Origin of the sequence: Desulfurivibrio alkaliphilus AHT 2 (assembly GCF_000092205.1) — a bacterium.
Lineage (GTDB): Bacteria > Desulfobacterota > Desulfobulbia > Desulfobulbales > Desulfurivibrionaceae > Desulfurivibrio > Desulfurivibrio alkaliphilus.
In genome coordinates this window covers 857,342-875,322 of record NC_014216.1, presented here as the reverse complement: position 1 = coordinate 875,322, position 17,981 = coordinate 857,342, and the positions used below count along the sequence as shown (strand labels likewise).

The window sequence follows — 17,981 nt, the reverse complement described above, 5'->3', positions numbered from 1 at the left end:
TTTAAGGAATAGCCATGACCACCCGCACAGGAGTCGGCACAAGTATTCATCGTAACCCCTCCGAGGCCGGGCGTGAGGCCGTTCAGGCCGCCATGGCCCAAGCCGGAATCGATCGTTGCGACTTTATGATGATGTTTGCCACCGTCGGCTACCCCCAGGAAAAACTGGTGGCCGCCGTGCGGGAGGCTGGCGGCCGGGCGCCGCTGATCGGTTGCTCCGCCGAGGGCATCATCGTCCACGAGCAGGCCATCGAAGAAAGCCATGCCCTGGCGGTGATGGTGTGGCAATCAGACGAACTGCGCTTTATCCACGCCATGACCCAGGGGTTGCGCGACGACCCCTACGCCGCCGGTTGCGACACCGCCGCCAAGCTGGGCGCCATCCCCGCCGATGCCGCCGCCCTGTTCCTGTTCACCGACGGCATTCACGTTAATTTCGACCGTTTCCGCAACGGCTTTGAAGACACCGCCCGGCCCGAGCGTTTTCTCCCCATTTTCGGCGGGGCCGCAGCCGACAACTGGCAACTGACCCGCACCTACCAGTACTGCGACGACCAGGTCTTCTCCGACGGCGTTGCCGGCGCCGTACTGTGTGGCCCGGCGGAGATTGTCTCCGGCATCAGCCATGGCTGCGTGCCCATCGGCCGGGAGCGGATGATTACCCGTTGCGAGGGCAACAAGGTTTACGAGATCGACGGCAAACCGGCCCTGGAAATCTTCAAGGAGTACCTGGGCACCGATGACGAGGAAAACCTGGACCAGGCCCGGGTGCACCTCTGCTTCAGCTTCCGCACCCCGGACGCCATGGCCGACGATTACGAGGGCTACATCGTCCGTTTCACCCCGGCCAAGGATGAAAGCGACGGTTCCGTACTGTTACCCACCGAGCTTGACGCCACCTCCGGCATTCCGGTGTGGATGACCCGGCGGGATTTTCAGAAAATGTACTCCGGGGCGGAAACCTTGAACCTGGAGATCAAGCGGCAACTGGCGGGCCGTCGCCCCTGCCTGGTGGCCCATTTCGATTGCGCCGGCCGGGGGCGGATGATGTTCCGGGAGGAGGAAAAAAACCGACTGATCAGCCGCCTGCAAATGGGGATCGACCACGATGTCCCCTGGCTGGGCTTTTACACCTACGGTGAAATCGGGCCCATCCGGCAAAGTAATTTCTTCCACAATTACAGCGCGGTGGTGGCATGCATCGTGACCTAGAGGCCGAAAACGAACAGCTTGCCGAGCAGCTCAAGACCCTGTTTCGCACCGAGCACAAGCTCTACAAGACTCAGCGGCAACTGGAGCATCAAAACAGGATTTTCCGCGCCCTGCACGACCTGGGCCAGCGCACCACCGGGGTGCTGGATATCCGGCGTATTGCGGCGGAAATCCCCCCGGTGGTGCTCTACGAGATCGGCTGCCAGCGGTGCCTGGTGCTGCTGGATGAGCAACTGGGGGGCAAGTTCAACGTGGCCGCCCACGACGGTTTTTTTGAAGATCACTGGGAGCCGGAGCTGGCCTCTTTGCGCCTTGCCGCCGACTCCCCCCTGCTGGCGCCGCTGCGCCAAAACCGCCCCCTTATCCATACCCCGGACCACCCGTTCCCCCTGCTGGCGCCGCTGGCCAAGCAGCTTGAGATGGACCACCTCATGGCCATCCCCCTGCTGATCGGTAGCGACACCCCCATTGATTCCACCCTGGTTTCCATGCTCACCCAGCCCTTCATGAGCGGCAAGGATGAGTTGATCGGCGTTGTTCTGGCCGGCAATGCCGAGGCCGCCGGCAAGGTTTACGCGGAAATCGTGCCCGACGGCAACGTCCAGTTGGGGCTTGCCAGCCTGGCCAGCCAGATTTCCAGCGCCATCAACAGCGCCATGCTCTACTGGGCCTTGCTGGAAGAGCGCGACTCGCTGGAAGAAAAAGTCCAGGTGCGGACCCGCGAGCTGGAAGCGCAATCACGCCTGCTGCAACAGGCCAAGGAAACCGCCGAATCGGCCAACCGGGCCAAAAGCCGTTTCCTGGCCAACATGAGCCACGAGCTGCGCACCCCCTTAAACGCCATCATAGGCTACAGCGAATTGCTGCTCGAGGATGCCAGCGAATGGGGCGAGTGGGAAATAAGCGAGGATCTGGAAAAGATTAAAAGCGCCGGCCAGCACCTCTTGATGCTGATCAGCGATATCCTCGATATCTCCAAGATCGAGGCCGGTCGGCTGGATTTGCACCTGGAGGAAGTTCAGTGGGAGCCTTTGCTAAACGACGTGGTGAACACCATTCGGCCGCTGGTGGTCAAAAACAACAACCGGTTGCAGGTCGACACCCCGCCTGAGGAGATCACGCTCTTTACCGACGCCACCAAGCTGCGCCAGGTTTTATACAACCTGTTAAGTAATGCCACTAAGTTCACCACCGACGGGGAGATCATGCTCAAGGCCAGCCTTTGCCGCCTCCGGCGGCAGCCGAGGCTGGAGTTTGCCGTCAGTGACAGCGGTATTGGCATGTCTGAAGAGCAACTGGCAAAAATCTTTCAGCCCTTTACCCAGGCCGACTCCTCCACCACCCGTAAATACGGCGGCACCGGCCTGGGGTTGGTCATTTCCCGCTATTTTTGTCGGATGATGGGTGGCGATATCAAGGCCACCAGCCGCCCCGGCGCCGGCGCCACCTTCACCGTCTCCCTGCCCCTGACGGCCCGGCAGGATGAAAAAAATGGCAAAGCACAGGTGAGCTCATGAATCCTCGCGTCCCCGAACACAAGTGGAACCTGTTGGATCTGGCCGTAAAATTGCTCGATCAAAGTGAAAACATGGTCACCGGCTGTGGCGGGCTGGAACAAGAGAGCAAGGAGGATCTGGCCAAGATCAACCGGGCCAGCAAGGAGATCATGGATCTGATTAAATCCTTGTCGGCCCTCCAGGCCGGCGCCGGTTTTGATGTAGCCACCGCCCGCCACGACCTGCGCAACCCTTTGAACAACATCCTGGGTTACACCGAGATGCTGCTGGAGGATCATGAGGAAAACCCTGAAGTTCCCGATTTTACCGGCCAACTGCAAGAGTTTTACGTCTTGTCCCGGCTGGTCCTGCAGGAGGTCAACAAGCTACAGCAACTGCCCCTGACCGGCTACCGGCAGGGCGTGACCCCCGGTAAACCCGCCGCCGCGCCGACCCCGAAAACACCCCCCGGCCGCACGGAAGCAAAAGCCCTGCAAGCCATTGATGATCGGGGAGAAAAGCCGCTGATCCTGGTGGTCGATGATATCACGGCCAACCGCGAGGTATTAAGCCGCCGCCTGCGCCGTTTGGGTTACTTGGTGATGGAGGCGGAAAATGGCCGGCAGGCCCTGGCCATGCTGGAAACGGGAGCCTTCGACCTGGTGTTGCTGGATATCCTGATGCCGGAGCTGGACGGTTACGAGGTCTTGCGCCGCATCAAGGCAAACGAGCTGATCCGCCATGTCCCGGTGCTGATGATCTCGGCGGTGGGTGATATCAACAGTGTGGTGCGCTGCCTGGAGGCCGGGGCCGATGATTACCTGGCCAAGCCCTTCAACTCGGTCCTGCTCCGGGCCCGGGTCAATGCCAGCCTGGTGAAAAAGCGACTTTACGACCAGGAACTGCACTATAAGCAGGAAATTGAACAGCACAATCAACTCCTGGAACAAAGGGTGCGCCAGCAGGTGCAGGAAATTTCCCGGGCCCAATTGGCCGCCATCTTCTCGCTTTCCAAGCTGGCCGAATCCCGCGACCCGGAAACCGGCGAGCATCTGGAACGCTTCCGGGAATACAGCCGGGTCCTGGCCCGCCACCTGCAAACCATGCCAAGGTTTTGCAAGTTGATCGACGAGTCCTTCATCGACAATCTCTACGCCGCCTGCCCGCTGCACGACATCGGCAAGGTGGGTATCCCCGATGCCATCCTGCTCAAACCCGGGCGCTTGACAGCGGAGGAATTTGCCATTATGCAGGAGCATGCCACCATCGGGGCGGAAACCCTGCTGGCGGTGGATCGCCAGTATCCCGGCAGCGACCTGATCCGCTTCGGCATCGAAATCGCCGAGGGGCACCATGAACGCTGGGACGGCAGCGGCTACCCCCGGGGGCTGGCCGGCGAAGAGATTCCCCTGGTGGCCAGGATCGTCAGCCTGGCCGATGTCTACGACGCGCTGCGCTCCCGCCGGGTCTACAAGGAGGGCATGGACCACGCCACGGCCCGTAAAATCATTGTGGAGTCGGCGGGCAGCCACTTTGACCCGGTCATCGTCGAGGCCTTTTTGGCCTGTGAGGATGATTTTCAAAAGATCTGGCGCCGGATCGGCGAATAGAACAGCAACCACCCGGGTTTCGCCCAAGCTCCTTAACAGGCCGACCAAAACGCTCAAAGGGCCGAGTCGCAGGCGGCGGGCAGCCGAAAAACACAAGGTTGAACCATGCATTATTGTCCGGAAAACCAGCCGGAGGCGGAAGATAAACTGTTGGCCGCCGCCGAGGCCCAGGAACAGGGAGATTTTCAGCGGGCGAAAGATCTTTACCGGGATATTTTAAAAAATTGTCCCGACCACCTGGATGCCCGGGTTGCCCTCTGCCTGCTTTATCAGGTTGCCGGCGAGGCCGATAAGGGGCGCCGCTGTTTTGCCGAAACCCGCCGCCTGGCTCCGCCGCATGCCGACCTCCACCTGCAGTTGGGCACCCTCTGTCATGATCGGGGCGAGGATGAACTGGCCATCGACTTTTACCGCCAGGCCCTGGCCTTAAAACCCGAACACCACCGAGCCTGGTACAACCTGGGCACCGCCCGCCTGCAACGCGGCGAGGAAGCTTTGGCGGTGGAGGCTTACCAGGAGGCGCTGCACCTGGCGCCAAACGATGTCGATACCCTCTACAACCTGGCCCTGGCCTTAACCCGGTTGGAAAAATTTTCCGCCGCCGCCCACATTTATCACCGGGCCCTGGCCGCCGCCCCCGACGACCGGGAGGTGCTGTACAACCTGGGGGTGCTCTATCGCCGCATGAGCCGTTACACCGAGGCGCTGCGCTGTTTTCTCCGGGTGATCGAATTTGATCCCGACTATGCTCCGGCCCTTGGCCATCTGGGCGCCATGTGGGTGGAGCTGGAGGAAAAGGAGTTGGCCATTACCTTTTTTGAAAAACTGGTGGCCCTCGATCATCAGGCGGAATCCGCCCGGCATATGCTGGCGGCCCTGCGCGAGGAAACCCCGGCGTCCCCGCCAAAAGAGTACGTGGCCAGCCTGTTCGATCATTACGGAGAAAAGTTTGAAAGTGAGCTGATGGAGCAGTTGGGCTACCGGGTGCCTTTCATCATGGCCGAGATGCTGCGGGAAGCCACCGGCGGGCAAATGTTTGACCGGCTTTTGGATCTGGGCTGCGGGACCGGCCTGGCCGGCGAGGCCTTTCTGGCCCAGGCGGCCGAACTTACCGGAGTGGATCTCTCCGCCGGTATGCTGGCCCAGGCCCGGGAAAAGATGGTTTATGACCAGCTGCACCAGCAGGATATTCTGGAATTCTGCCAACAACACCGCGCCACTTACGACTTAGTGGTGGCCGCCGATGTGCTTAACTATCTTGGTGATCTGGCACCTTTCTTTGCCGAGATCGGCAACCTGTTGCCACCCGGGGGGCTGCTGCTTTTTTCCACGGAAGAAGTTGATTGTGAAGGTGGTTTTGTTTTGCAGGAAAACGGTCGCTACGCCCACGCTCCGGGCTATATCCACAAGCTGGCAAGCCGCCATGATTTCACCGTGGTCAATGAGCGGCGCTGCGATCTGCGGCGGGAAAAGGAGCGGTGGGTACAAGGCCGTCTCTACCTGCTGCGGCCGTAAGCGTCCAGCAGCACCGCATCTTCGGGCGATCAGCCAGGCTTACGTACAGGGGGTACGCTGCGCCTGACTGATCGCCCGAACCTGCGGCACTGCTGAACGCTTACGGCCCGTTATACCGGAACCACCCCTTCCACCTCCCGCCATTTCTCCTCCAGGCGCTGCGGTGAGACAGGAAATATGGTTTTGATCTCCTGGGCAAAAAGGCTTATCTTGTACTCCGCCAGCATCAGGCGATACTCTGCCAGCACCGATCTTTTGCCTGCCGACAACTCGCTTGCATCCGGGTATTTTTGCAGCCGTTGCTTAAAGGCGGCCAGGCGGGCGGCCTTGGCCGCGTCCTTGGCGGGATCGCTTAAAGCCCGTTGGGTGCGGATCTGCAGTGCCTTGAGATAGCGAGGCAAGCGAGCCAGACTGGCGGCGTCATGGTGTTCCAAAAAATCCGGCGGCAGCAATTCCGCCAGCTCCTGTTGCAACTCCGCGATCAGCTCTGCGGGCAGACCGGCGGCGGCCGCCGAGCCAACCCTGCTTTGCCCTCCCGCAGCCGGCGGGACCAGGCGATTAATGGCCTGAAGGGTCTCCCAGCGCTCCTGCAAAACCAGCAGAATCAACTCATATAAACGCCGGGCCTCCTGGTAAAAGCCATCTCGCCGCAATTTTTCCACCCGGGCCTGAAATTCCGCCGCCCCGATCAACTCCCCGCTGCCGGTGGCAAAAATCTCCCGCAGCACAAACTGCTCGATGGCCCGGTTCAACTCCTCCAGGCTGGCCACCCCATGGGCCAAGCGCCAGTGCTGGCGGGGGAAGGTCAGGTCTTTTCTTAAACCTTTCAGGCGGGCGGTAAACTCCCGGCAAAAGAGCCGCAGCAGCCCTTGGCAGGTGGCCAGGTGCGCCGGTTTTTCCGCCGTAAACAGGTGCAGGTTTACCCGGCCCCGATCATCCTCCTGTAAACCGGGAAAAAGATAGCCGATCAGTTGCCCGTCGGGGCCGGTCATCGGCAGTCGCTGAGGAATCTCGGGCAGTTCGGCGCCGCTTATGTTCTGCCGCTGCCAGCGTTGGCGCAATGCCGCCACCACCTTGTCGGGCGGTGGCGCTGCGGGTGGGCCGCCGCTGGCCAGGGCGCTTAAATTGCGGCCGGAGGCGAGAATTTTGTCCTCCTGGTTCACCAGACAGAAGCGGCAGCGCAGATGATCGGGCAATGCTTTGATCGGCCAGGCCGCCGCCTCGATCCGCAGCCCGTACCGGTGGTAAATTTCCTGCCCCAGGGCCTGGTAAAGGGAGATATTGACCGATTGCAACTTTTCGTGCAACTTTTCCGCCAGTTCCGCGGCGGTACGGGGGATGGGCACCAGTTGGCGGCGTAAATTTTTCGGCAGATTTTTCAGCAGAAAAAAGATTTTTTCCTCCAGCATTCCCGGTACCAGCCACTCGAAGCGCTCCGGCCGCAGGTGGGCGGCCAGCTGCACCGGAATCAGCACGCTCAGGCCGTCATCTTCCGCCCCGGGCTCAAAATGGTAGCTGAGTTGCAGGCTGATCTGCCCCACCTGCATGGCGGTGGGAAACTGCTCCATGAGGTCGGCCTTTGGCTCCCGGTAAAGCAGGTCTTCCCGTTGCAGTTGCAGGAAAGTGTCGCCACGCCTTTTTTTAAGCAGGCGGTTCAAGCTTGCCTGATCACAAACCTCGGGCGGCAGGCGCTGCTCGTAAAACTGGAAAATCCGGTCGTCGGCCACCAGCAAATCCCGCCGCCGACTGCGTTCCTCAAGGTCTTTAAGGTCTGCCAGCAACTGCCGGTTATGCCCTAAAAAGTGGTAATTCCCCTTGAGTTCACCTTCTACCAGGGCGCTCTGGATAAAAATGCGCCGGGCTTCAGCCGGATCGATCCGGGCAAAAGGCACCTTGCGGCCGGCCACCACCACCAGGCCGAAAAGGGTGCCCTTTTCTTTGGCCACCACCTGGCCACGGCGTTTTTCCCAGTGAGGATCGCTGTAGCTGTAGCGCATCAAGGGGCGGGCCAGAGGTTCAATCCAGTCCGGGTCGATGGCTGCCACCGTGCGGGCGTAGAGGCGACTGGTCTCCACCAGTTCGGCGGCCATGAGCCAGCCCGGCGTGGGGCCGGTTTCCGGCCGCCCGCCCTCTTTTGCCCCCCGCCCCTGCCGTTTCGCCCCTTTTGCCTGGCCCTCACCGCCGCGGTAATAAAGGGAGGAGCCGGGAAAGATCACCACTTCCCGGCCACCACCGCCCTGGTAAATGTTTTTTTCCTTCTTCTGGGCGATATTACGCAGATTGCCGCTGAGCAGGGCCTTGTGTACGGCATCGGCGGCGGCCGCCTCATGATTGAGGCTGAAACCCTTTTCTCCGGCCAGGATCCGGCCGATCTGCCCATAAATATCCTGCCACTCGCGGATGCGCTGAAAAGACAAAAAGTGGCTCTGGCAGAACTTGCGCAACCTGGCTTTGCTGCCGGTCTGTTCCAGCACATTCTGCATGGTGTCCCAAAGTTTGAGGTAAAAGAGAAAATCGGAGTCCGGCACACTGAAGCGGCGATGGACCTGATCAGCTTCCTTTTCCTTGTCTGCCGGCCGTATCCGGGGGTCCTGGATGCTTAAGGCGGCGGCAATCACGCAGACCTCACGCAGGGCGTTTTGGTCGCGGGCCTCCAGGATCATGCGGGAGATGCAGGGGTCCAAAGGCAGGCGGGACATCAGCCGTCCCCGCCGGGAAAGTTGTAAGCGGCCACCTGACGGCCCTTCCAGGGCGCCCAGTTCGGCCAGCAACTGGTAACCATCTTTGATGGCCCGGGCGGAAGGCGGGTCGACAAAGGGAAAGGCGGCGGGATCTCCCAATTTCAGCGCGGTCATGCGCAGGATCACCTCGGCCAGGTTGGAGCGGACGATCTCCGGCGGGGTGTAGAGCGGCCGGTTGAGGTAATCATCTTCGCCATAAAGACGGATACAGACTCCCGGGGCCACCCGGCCGCAGCGGCCGGCCCGTTGATCGCAAGCGGAACGGGCCACCGGCACCACCGGTAACTTGTAAGTGCGGGCCCGGGGGTTGTAGGCAGCCACCCGGGCCAGCCCGGTGTCCACCACGTAACGGATCCCCGGCACGGTAATGGAGGTTTCCGCCACGTTGGTGGCAATGACGATTTTGCGCCCCTTCACCGGCTGAAAGATCCGCCGCTGTTCCTTCGGCGACAACCGGCCATACAGGGGCATAATGGTATTCTTCCCGCCCCGGCCGGCGGCCGCCGGCGCCCCCAGAGCGCCTTCAAGCAGTTCGGCGGTTTCGCGGATATCCCGCTCGGTGGGCATGAAGACCAGGATATCGCCGGGCGGCTCGTGGTTGATAATCTCCAGCACCGCCGCCGCAGCCCGCTCGGTATAGCCCTGTTCATCGGCATCGGCCTCGCCCCCAGTCTCCGCCGGCGGCTGGTGGCGGACCTCCACCGGATGGGTGCGGCCGGCCACCTGAATTACCGGGGCTTTATCGAAATGGCGGGAAAATTTTTCGGTATCGATGGTGGCCGAGGTGATGATTACCTTAAGATCCGGCCGCCGCTTCAGCAACTCCTTGAGAATACCCAACAAAAAATCAATATTCAGGCTGCGTTCGTGGGCTTCATCAACTATGATGGTGTCGTAATCGGCCAGTTGGCGGTCGTGCTGGGTTTCGGCCAGCAGGATGCCGTCGGTCATGAATTTAACCCGGGTGGCCCGGCTGGTATGATCGGAAAAGCGGATCCGGTAGCCCACCAGCACCTCACCGGCCGGCCCCAGCTCGTCGCGCAGCCGGGCGGCCATGGAGATGGCGGCAATCCGCCGGGGCTGGGTGCAGCCGATCTTTTGCTGTCGCCCCCGGCCGGCGGCCAGGCACATTTTGGGAATCTGGGTGGTTTTGCCGCTGCCCGGCTCACCGGCGATGATCACCACCGGGTGGCTGATGATGGCCGCGATGATCTCCTCCCGGAAGTCGGCAATGGGCAATTCCGCCGGGCAGGAAAGCTCGGGGGTAGTGTTCACAGCGCGGGGATCTGGCGATGATATGGGCGACATGGGCGAGCTGGAGAGTAGAAAATATTCAGAAAAAAACGGCCAGTGGCCGATCTGTACAAAAATAAGCTGGAACTTTTACCACACCAAAAGTACAATGCCAGGGATTTTTTCGAATACCATCGGGCAACCGTAAGCTAAGGAGGAGCAGCCATGGCCAATGAAATGGGCAATGTGGACACCGCCGTCAAGGCATCACACAAAACCGTGATTTCAAGGGAAAAAGAGATCGGCGAAGAAGCGGAACGCCCCAGCGGGCCGGTGGGTCTTGATATCGGCACCAGTCATATCGTCATGGCTCAGAACAAAGGCAAAAACATTCACACCGTCAAGCAGCTCAATGCCTTTTTCACCATCCCCTACTCCAAATTCACCAAAAAAATTCTGGTGGAAAACGAGGTCAATTTTTTTGAAAAGAACGACCAGTTCTATATCCTCGGTTACTCGGCGGAGAATTTCGCCAACATGTTCAACACCAACACCCGCCGCACCATGGAAAAAGGGTTGTTGAGCGCCCGGGAGGATGAAGGGATCACCGTCCTGCAGGCCATCATCAACACCTTGATCAACAAGCCCAAGAATGAAGGCGAGGTGATCTGTTTCAGCATTCCCGGCCAGCCCATCGACAGCCCCAACTCGACCATCTATCACGAGTCGGTGATCAAGATGTTTCTTTCCTCTCTTGGTTTCCGGCCAATTTCCATCAACGAGGGCCTGGCCACGGTGATGAGCGAGCTGGCGGAAGACAACTTCACGGGCATCGGCATCAGCATGGGCGGCGGCATGTGCAATGTCTGCCTCTCCTACCTCTCGGTGCCGGTCATTACCTACAGCATCCAAAAAGGCGGTGACTACATCGATTACATGGTCGGCGCTTCGGTGGGAGAACCGGCCACCAAGATCAAGACCATCAAGGAAGGCGGGGTCAGTCTCAACAGAAGCCCCAAAAACCGTGTGGAAACAGCCCTGCACATTTACTACGACGATCTCATCAACAGCCTGCTCCACAGCCTCCAGGATGTTTTGCACTCGTCGGACAAAATTCCCAAAATCGCCAAGCCCATCCCCATCGCCTTAGCCGGCGGCACTGTACTGGCGGGAGGTTTCCGCGAGCATTTCGAAAAGGCACTGAGCGAGGTCAACCTGCCGGTGGAGATCTCCGAGGTCAGAATCGCCGAAGACACCCTCAACACCACCGCCAAAGGGGCCATGGTGATGGCCCTGTCGGAAGAGATTTAAGGTAAGCGGGCAACCCCGTGCCCGCTTACTCCTTGGAAGATCGTCACGGCAGGAATTCCCGTGATCAGTTAGCGATTTAAGGGAGGTAGCCCAGAACCGTCTCGCCGGCTTTGACCCGGCGGCCCACGGCCACTTCAAGCTGGGTGGAGAGCGGCAGGTAAAGATCAACCCGGGAGCCGAAGCGGATCAGGCCGAAGCGCTGGCCCCGCTTAAGCTCATCGCCGGGTTCGGCCCAGCAGACGATGCGGCGGGCGATCAGGCCCGCCACCTGCACCACGGCCATACGCTGGCCCCGGGTGGAGTTGAGAATAACCGCGCAAGACTCGTTCTTCAGGGCCCCGCGCTGACTGTCGGCGGAGTAGAAGGCCCCGGGGGTGTAAACGATCTGCTCCACCCGGCCGGGAAAGGGGGTGCGGTTAACATGCACGTTGAAGACGTTCATGAAGATGCTGACCTTGTAGACGTGCTCCTTGACGAAACGCTCATCAAAGACCCGCTCCACTAAAATCACCTTGCCGTCGGCCGGTGCAACCAGCACATCATCCTCGTGGGGCGCCACCCTCTCCGGATCCCGAAAGAAGAAGAGCACAAAAATGGTCAGGCCCAGCAACACCATGGTGGGAATAAAAAGGCCGAGAATCGCCACCACCAGGGTAGCGAAACCGGCCAGCAGGATAAACGGGTAACCCTCCCGGGCTACTGGAACACGCGGTTTGGTCATTTTGTTATCCGGCTAAAACTTTTTGCCCCGGGTAATGGCAAGGGCACCGGTCTTGACGATTTCCTGGATCCCGATGGGGCGCAGAATGTCGATGATCGCCTGCACCTTGCTTTTGGAGCCGGTCACCTCAACCACATAGCTCTTGGGGGAAACATCCACCACCTTGCCCCGGAAGATGTCGATCACCCGCAGCACTTCAGCCCGGGTGCCGGCCTCGGCCTTGATCCGAATCATGGCCATTTCCCGCTCGACATGATCATGTTCGGCCATGTCGGTAACCTTGATGACATCGATCAGCTTATGCAGCTGCTTGGTGATCTGCTCAATGATCGCCTCATCCCCGTGGGTTACCAGGGTCAGGCAGGAGACGTCTTTTTCCAGGGTCTCGGCCACGGAAAGGCTGTCGATATTGAAGCCCCGGCCACTGAAAAGTCCGGTAACCCGGGAAAGCACCCCCGGTTTGTTTTGGAGAAGAACGGAAATAGTATGTTTCATGGTGTTTCCTTAAACGAGTAACATTTCGGTGGTCGCTTTACCCGCCGGAACCATGGGGTAAACCCCCTCCTCGCGGGAAATTACAAAGTCCATGATCACGGTGTTCTTGGTCTTGAGCGCTTCCTTGATCACCGGCTCCACTTCGCTGGGCTTTTTGGCCCGCAGACCCACGGCACCGTACGCTTCCGCCAGTTTGACAAAATCCGGGGCCACCTCCATCGGGGTGTGGGCGTAACGCTTGTCGTAGAACAGTTCCTGCCACTGGCGCACCATGCCCAGGTAGTTGTTGTTGAGGATGGCGATCTTGACCGGGCACTTGTACTGCCTGGCGGTGGCCAGCTCCTGGATGTTCATCTGGATGGAACCATCGCCGGCGATATCGATGACCGTCTGCTTGGGGGCCGCCATCTGGGCCCCGATGGCGGCGGGAAAACCGTAGCCCATAACACCAAGCCCGCCGGAGGTCATAAAGTGGCGCGGCTTGTTGAAATGGTAGAACTGGGCCGCCCACATCTGGTTCTGGCCCACCTCGGTGGTGATAATGGCGTTCCCTTTGGTCAATTCATGGAGTTTTTGGACCACAAACTGGGGCTTGATGATATCGCTTTCCTCAACATAACCCAGCGGGTGCCGGTTTTTCCATTCCTTGATCTGCTTATGCCATTCCTTGTGCTGATCCTTGGCCGCCTTTTTGCTGAAGTCCTTGCTCTGGTCGAACCAGGCGTTCATGGCGGTGACGGCGTGCAGGCAGTCGGCTACGATGGGAATATCCACCCGGACGTTTTTGCTGATGGAACTGGGGTCGATATCGATATGGATAATTTTAGCATGGGGTGCGAAGGCGTCGATGCGGCCGGTTACCCGATCATCGAAACGGGCGCCCACGGAGATCAGCAGGTCGCAGTTGGCCACCGCCATGTTGGCATAATAGGTGCCGTGCATGCCCAGCATCCCCATGGAAAGCGGGTCGGTGCCGGGGAATCCGCCCAGCCCCATGAGAGTCATGGTAACTGGGATATCCAGCTTCTTGGCCAGTTCGGTTACCGTTTCCGCGGCATTGGCGTTGATCACCCCGCCACCCACGTAAAGAACCGGCTTCTTGGCTTTGAGAATGGCCTTGCAGGCCTTCTCCACCTGACCGGGATGAGGCTCGTAGGTGGGTTTGTAGGTCCGCATCTTGATGGGCTTGGGCTCGGTATAATTGACCATGGCCCCGATTACGTCCTTGGGCAGGTCAACCAGTACCGGGCCGGGCCGGCCACTACGGGCCAGGTGGAAGGCCTCGCGGATGGTGGGGATCAGGTCTTCCGGCTTTTTCACCAGGTAGTTATGTTTGGTCACCGGCCGGGTGATGCCGACGATGTCCACTTCCTGGAAGGCATCGTTGCCGATCAGCATGGTGGGCACCTGACCGGTGAAGACCACCATGGGGATGGAGTCGCAGTAGGCCGAGGCAATGCCGGTGACTGTATTGGTGGCGCCGGGGCCGGAGGTGACCAGGGCAACCCCGACCTCGCCTTTTACCCGACCGTAAGCGTCGGCGGCATGAACTGCGGCCTGCTCGTGGCGGACCAGTACGTGGGTAAGCTTGTCGGTGTTGAGCAGTTCATCATACAAATCGATGACCGCCCCGCCGGGAAAGCCGAAAATAACCTCAACCCCTTGTTCTTCCAGGCATTTAACAAAGGCCTGGGCTCCTTTCATTTTCATGTGCTCTTTCCTGCGTTTGGTGATTTTGACAGCCTGTTATGGGTTCCTGCGGGTCTTTTTTGGGGAAAAAGCTTCAATATAGTTGCTCAAACCCGCTTGTCAAGAAGTAAACGTTGGTTGGTGGCGGGGAGAATACCGGCCGCACGGCCCCGGCGGATAAATTCCGCCACCGCCCGCTCCCCCTCTTGGCCAAGGTCAGAGGAGAAATCGTTGACGTAAAGATCGATATGGGCCCGCATCACCTCGCTGTCCAGTTCCCCCGCGTGACGCCGGATATACTCCATGGCGGCGGCCGGTTGCCGGCGGGCCCGGGCCAGGCTCTGCTTGATGGCCTCGGCTACGGCGGCCAGTTTTTCCTTGCCCAGGCTGCGCCGGGCGGCAATTCCCCCCAGAGGAATGGGCAGGCCGCTGACCTGCTCCCACCAGGCCCCCAGATCCACCAGTAGCTTAAGGCCGTGGGCGCGGTAGGTAAAACGGCTTTCGTGGATGATTACTCCGGCGTCGATCTCCCCTGCCACCAGGGCCGGCATTATCCGGTCAAAGCGCATCTGGCGAAGGTTGGGCGGCAGCTGCCCGGCCCCGGCGGCGATACCCTGCCATACCGCCGGGGCATAAAGCCCCAACAACATGGCGGCGGTGGTGTAACGGCCGGGAATCGCCAGGCGTTTAGCGGGCAACTCGGCCGGGTCCAGGTGCTCACGGGCCACCAGCAGCGGGCCGCAGCCCCGGCCCAGAGCCGCCCCGTCTGGCAGCAGGACATATTCATCCAACACCTGCCCCAGGGCATGAAAAGAAAGCTTGCTGACGTCCAGCTTGCCCTGCAGAGCCCACTGGTTAAGGGTTTCCACATCCTCCAGCAGGATCGGATCAAACTCCGGCGCCTGCGGCACCAGGCCATGCACCAAGGCATGAAAAATAAAGGTGTCGTTGGGACAGGGGGAAAAACCCAAGGAAAGGGGCGTGCTCATGGTGACATGTTTCCGGTGTTGACAGGTGGTGGGCGTTATCAAGATGAGGCGGCAACGGCGGCTAGCAGCTCCGGCAGCAATAGGGAGAGAATTTCCGCGTTACGGGCCACCGCCTCCGGCAGTTGCCAGCGGCTCAGATCGCGGTCCTCAACCAGGTTGCTGATACAACGAATTTCCAGCAGGGGTAACCCCAGCCGCTGGCAGACCAGGGCGGCGGCGGCCCCTTCCATGTTTTCACACAGGGCAAGGTGGCGGTGGGCCAAGGCCATTCCCCGCCGACGTGTGGTGCTGGCGGCGTTAACGGTGACAAAGGTGCCGCGATGAAAAGGAATCCGCCTTTGCCGCAGGGTATCACAGGCGGTTTGCAGCAGTTGGTGGTGCAGGCTAAATTCCCGTTCGGCGGCCAGTTGTGGATTGTCGAACGGGTCGGCACCATGGTCGCAGGCCAGGCCGAAATCACCCAGAACTTCCCGTTCCGCCACACAGATATCCAGCACCCGGGCACTTTGCACCGCCGCCCCGGCCGACTCCAGCATGTAAGCCCCGGCCACCCCCGTCATGATCACCCCGGCATAGCGGCCTGGGCGGCAGGCCAGCCAGGCGGCCAGGGAGGCGGCGGTGGCCGTTGGCCCAACCCCGCAGTTTAAAAAGTCGATCTCGGCTCCCCGGCCGCTGTAATTGCCACCGTTTAGGCTTTGGCGTAGCGGCTCCAACTCCATGGCTGTGGCCGCCGTTACCAGCAACCACCCTGAATCGTCCCGCAGGGAGCAGTGGGAGGTGGCAGTTGTTGGGCAAGGGTGACCGACCTTCATGAAATTGTCCCGACGTGTTACTAAGTTAAGCCGATCAAGGATGGCTCTTGCCGCGGTTAGGAGCTTGCCGGGCCGTGGCGCTTAATGCGGTTTGCCTGGTCCAGTACCACGATTTGCGGGGTGTATCGGGCCAGTTCTTCATCGGCCACCATGGCGTAGCTGGCGATAATGATCATGTCGCCGGCCAACCCCTTACGGGCGGCGGCGCCGCGCAGGCCGATCATGCCGCTGCCGGCCGGTGCTTCGATGACATAGGTCTCGAAACGCTCGCCGTTGTTCATGTTATAGACATGGACCTGTTCGAACGGTATCAGGCCCACCGCCGCCATCAATTCGGCATCCACCGCCAGACTGCCTTCGTAATGCAACTCGGCGTCAATCACCGTGGCCCGGTGAATCTTGGACTTCAGCATGCTGCGTAACATAATATCGGTTGCTCTACTTTAATGATTACGGCCTGTTGCCGGTTAAAAAACAGAAGCCGGCAGAACTGGCCAGGGTATCAGGGGTTTAGATGATAGACTGCATTTGATTTTTGCGTTTCACTTCGGAATCACAGGCGACAGTTGTCAATCAGCCTGGTTTTGCCGCTGCGGGCCGCCAGGGCCAGTACGGTGCCGGGGGTTATCGACTCAGCCGCCGCCAGTGAATCGGGATCGACAAACTCAATGTACTCCCACTTCAGGCCAGCCTGTTCCAGCCCGGCGGCCAGTTGGCGCCGCAACCCTTCCGGGTTTGTCTCCCCGGCGGCTACCATCCGGCGGGCTTCCTCGAGGGCCCGGGGCAGCGCCAGGGCTGCCTGCCGCTGTTCCTTGGTCATGTAAACATTGCGGGAACTCATGGCCAGACCGTCGGCCTCCCGCACGATGGGGTGGCCGACAACCTCCAGATCCCAGTTTAAATCCCGTACCAGGGCCCGGATCACTGCCAGTTGCTGGAAGTCTTTTTCGCCGAAAATCGCCTTGTGGGGGCGGATCAGGTTGAAAAGCTTGGTCAGCACGGTGGCCACCCCGGTGAAATGGGTGGGGCGGCTGCGGCCGCAGAGTACTTCGCTGCTGAGTCCGGTAACCGTTACCGAGGTGCGGAAGGTCGGTGGGTACATGGCTTCCGGTTCCGGGCAGAAGAGCACCTCCACCCCGCAATCGGCGGCCAGGTCGGCATCGCGCTGCCGGTCGCGAGGGTAGTCGGCCAGATCTTCACCGGGGGCAAACTGGATGGGGTTGACAAAGAGGCTTACCACCACATGCCGGGCCTGGGTGGCGGCCAGACGCATCAGGTGCAAATGCCCCTCATGGAAATAACCCATGGTGGGCACCAGGGCAATTCTTCCTCCCTCCCGGCGCCGCCGCTCCGCCCAGCCACGCATGGCCTCAAGCTGGGTGATGATTTCCATGTTCTTTTTACCGTAGGCGCGACTCGGCCTGCTCCAGCACCAGCAGCGGGGCGTTGGTTTTTTCCGTCACCTGGCGGTATTTTTCCCGGGCCGCTTCGGTGTCTCCCCGGCGGGCCATTACATCACCGGTGCCCAGCAGTCCCCAGGCTTCAAAGCCCGGGGTTTCGGCCAGTTCCCGGTAGTACCTAAGGGCCTGCTCATCCTGGCCCAGTTCGCTCAAAACCTGGGCCAGACTCAACTGCACCATGGGGCGGCGTGCATCACGCCGGGAAATGGTGCCCAGCAACTCCTGGTAAGCCTGAGCCGCTCCCTCCAGGTCGCCGGCGTCCCTGGCCAGGTGAGCCAGTTCAATACGGCTCCAGATCCCGGCGCCGGTGCGGCGGTAGGACGAAGCCACCTCTTCCAGGGCCTGGGCCCGGGCGGCAGGATCGGCGATTTGCATGGCGACACTAAGCTGCTGGGAGGACTGTTCGGCGCGGGAGGTTACATACTGCTGGCTCAGGCTCCAGGTCAGTATCGCCACCACCACTATGCCGATGGCCGCCAGGATATGGCGGTACCAGACATTGAGAAACTCCGCCGCCGCCGGGGGCAGGTTGAGTTCATCGAAAAAGTTGGTGGTGCCGCTGCCGGCGGGTTTAAGCTTGCCCGGTTGGAAGATTTTTTTTTCAGCCACGTGTATTCCCGTTTTTTATTTTGGTAAGCTGGTAGTAACCGTTCACCAGAGAGGTATTAACTTGCCGGTTGCGGCAAGTTTGGCAAAAT

The 17,981-nt window shown here is 60.3% G+C and carries 14 protein-coding genes; 5 read left to right on the top strand and 9 right to left on the bottom strand.

The window, feature by feature from the left end:
• Window positions 1–14 precede the first annotated feature (14 nt).
• The 4 genes from DAAHT2_RS03730 (at window position 15) to DAAHT2_RS03715 (ending at window position 5,832) form a co-directional block, all read left to right on the top strand.
• On the top strand, window positions 15–1,211 hold the full coding sequence (locus DAAHT2_RS03730; protein ID WP_013162967.1) for an FIST signal transduction protein: 1,197 nt from the start codon (window positions 15–17) through the stop codon (window positions 1,209–1,211).
• A complete protein-coding gene (locus DAAHT2_RS13770; RefSeq protein ID WP_013162966.1) occupies window positions 1,196–2,728 on the top strand; it encodes a sensor histidine kinase in 1,533 nt (510 codons plus the stop codon). The genes DAAHT2_RS03730 and DAAHT2_RS13770 overlap by 16 nt, the downstream gene beginning before the upstream one ends.
• Window positions 2,725–4,317, top strand: a complete 1,593-nt coding sequence (locus DAAHT2_RS03720) for an HD domain-containing phosphohydrolase (RefSeq protein WP_013162965.1) — start codon at window positions 2,725–2,727, stop codon at window positions 4,315–4,317. The genes DAAHT2_RS13770 and DAAHT2_RS03720 overlap by 4 nt, the downstream gene beginning before the upstream one ends.
• A 105-nt stretch (window positions 4,318–4,422) precedes the next feature.
• A complete protein-coding gene (locus DAAHT2_RS03715) occupies window positions 4,423–5,832 on the top strand; it encodes a tetratricopeptide repeat protein (protein WP_013162964.1) in 1,410 nt (469 codons plus the stop codon).
• A 110-nt stretch (window positions 5,833–5,942) separates the two neighbouring features.
• On the opposite strand, the gene hrpA is transcribed toward DAAHT2_RS03715, so the two are convergent.
• A complete protein-coding gene (hrpA, locus tag DAAHT2_RS03710; RefSeq protein ID WP_218915041.1) occupies window positions 5,943–9,848 on the bottom strand; it encodes an ATP-dependent RNA helicase HrpA in 3,906 nt (1,301 codons plus the stop codon).
• 183 nt (window positions 9,849–10,031) lie between these two features.
• On the opposite strand from hrpA, the gene DAAHT2_RS03705 reads away from it, so the two are divergent.
• On the top strand, window positions 10,032–11,117 hold the full coding sequence (locus DAAHT2_RS03705) for a disk-shape morphogenesis protein volactin (RefSeq protein WP_013162962.1): 1,086 nt from the start codon (window positions 10,032–10,034) through the stop codon (window positions 11,115–11,117).
• Between the two features lie 76 nt (window positions 11,118–11,193).
• On the opposite strand, the gene DAAHT2_RS03700 is transcribed toward DAAHT2_RS03705, so the two are convergent.
• The 8 genes from DAAHT2_RS03700 to DAAHT2_RS03665 all read right to left on the bottom strand — a co-directional run bounded on the left by DAAHT2_RS03700 (window position 11,194) and on the right by DAAHT2_RS03665 (window position 17,892).
• Window positions 11,194–11,838 carry a phosphatidylserine decarboxylase family protein gene (locus DAAHT2_RS03700; protein ID WP_013162961.1) on the bottom strand — a complete coding sequence of 215 codons (645 nt, stop codon included), beginning with the start codon at window positions 11,836–11,838 and terminating at the stop codon, window positions 11,194–11,196.
• 12 nt (window positions 11,839–11,850) lie between these two features.
• On the bottom strand, window positions 11,851–12,333 hold the full coding sequence (ilvN, locus tag DAAHT2_RS03695) for an acetolactate synthase small subunit (protein ID WP_013162960.1): 483 nt from the start codon (window positions 12,331–12,333) through the stop codon (window positions 11,851–11,853).
• A 9-nt stretch (window positions 12,334–12,342) separates the two neighbouring features.
• Complete coding sequence (ilvB, locus tag DAAHT2_RS03690; protein WP_013162959.1) at window positions 12,343–14,043, bottom strand: biosynthetic-type acetolactate synthase large subunit; 1,701 nt, start codon at window positions 14,041–14,043, stop codon at window positions 12,343–12,345.
• 86 nt (window positions 14,044–14,129) lie between these two features.
• Entirely contained in the window at window positions 14,130–15,011 is an 882-nt protein-coding gene (locus DAAHT2_RS03685) for a 1,4-dihydroxy-6-naphtoate synthase (protein WP_013162958.1), read from the bottom strand.
• A 38-nt stretch (window positions 15,012–15,049) separates the two neighbouring features.
• A complete protein-coding gene (gene mqnB / locus DAAHT2_RS03680; RefSeq protein ID WP_013162957.1) occupies window positions 15,050–15,823 on the bottom strand; it encodes a futalosine hydrolase in 774 nt (257 codons plus the stop codon).
• Window positions 15,824–15,879: 56 nt separating this feature from the next.
• The gene (gene panD, locus DAAHT2_RS03675; protein WP_013162956.1) at window positions 15,880–16,248 is read right to left on the bottom strand and encodes an aspartate 1-decarboxylase; all 369 of its coding nucleotides are present in this window, start codon (window positions 16,246–16,248) and stop codon (window positions 15,880–15,882) included.
• Window positions 16,249–16,376: 128 nt separating this feature from the next.
• The gene (gene panC / locus DAAHT2_RS03670; protein WP_013162955.1) at window positions 16,377–17,216 is read right to left on the bottom strand and encodes a pantoate--beta-alanine ligase; all 840 of its coding nucleotides are present in this window, start codon (window positions 17,214–17,216) and stop codon (window positions 16,377–16,379) included.
• 7 nt (window positions 17,217–17,223) lie between these two features.
• Entirely contained in the window at window positions 17,224–17,892 is a 669-nt protein-coding gene (locus DAAHT2_RS03665; protein WP_013162954.1) for a YfgM family protein, read from the bottom strand.
• Window positions 17,893–17,981 lie beyond the last annotated feature (89 nt).

Excerpts from the sequence above, each read along its gene's own strand:
- mqnB (WP_013162957.1), bottom strand. The coding sequence starts at position 15,823 with ATGAAGGTCGGTCACCCTTGCCCAACAACTGCCACCTCCCACTGCTCC.
- panD (WP_013162956.1), bottom strand. The coding sequence starts at position 16,248 with ATGTTACGCAGCATGCTGAAGTCCAAGATTCACCGGGCCACGGTGATT.
- ilvB (WP_013162959.1), bottom strand. The coding sequence starts at position 14,043 with ATGAAAATGAAAGGAGCCCAGGCCTTTGTTAAATGCCTGGAAGAACAA.
- DAAHT2_RS03730 (WP_013162967.1), top strand. The coding sequence starts at position 15 with ATGACCACCCGCACAGGAGTCGGCACAAGTATTCATCGTAACCCCTCC.
- DAAHT2_RS03720 (WP_013162965.1), top strand. The coding sequence starts at position 2,725 with ATGAATCCTCGCGTCCCCGAACACAAGTGGAACCTGTTGGATCTGGCC.
- panC (WP_013162955.1), bottom strand. The coding sequence starts at position 17,216 with ATGGAAATCATCACCCAGCTTGAGGCCATGCGTGGCTGGGCGGAGCGG.
- DAAHT2_RS03700 (WP_013162961.1), bottom strand. The coding sequence starts at position 11,838 with ATGACCAAACCGCGTGTTCCAGTAGCCCGGGAGGGTTACCCGTTTATC.
- DAAHT2_RS13770 (WP_013162966.1), top strand. The coding sequence starts at position 1,196 with ATGCATCGTGACCTAGAGGCCGAAAACGAACAGCTTGCCGAGCAGCTC.
- DAAHT2_RS03715 (WP_013162964.1), top strand. The coding sequence starts at position 4,423 with ATGCATTATTGTCCGGAAAACCAGCCGGAGGCGGAAGATAAACTGTTG.
- DAAHT2_RS03705 (WP_013162962.1), top strand. The coding sequence starts at position 10,032 with ATGGCCAATGAAATGGGCAATGTGGACACCGCCGTCAAGGCATCACAC.
- DAAHT2_RS03685 (WP_013162958.1), bottom strand. The coding sequence starts at position 15,011 with ATGAGCACGCCCCTTTCCTTGGGTTTTTCCCCCTGTCCCAACGACACC.
- ilvN (WP_013162960.1), bottom strand. The coding sequence starts at position 12,333 with ATGAAACATACTATTTCCGTTCTTCTCCAAAACAAACCGGGGGTGCTT.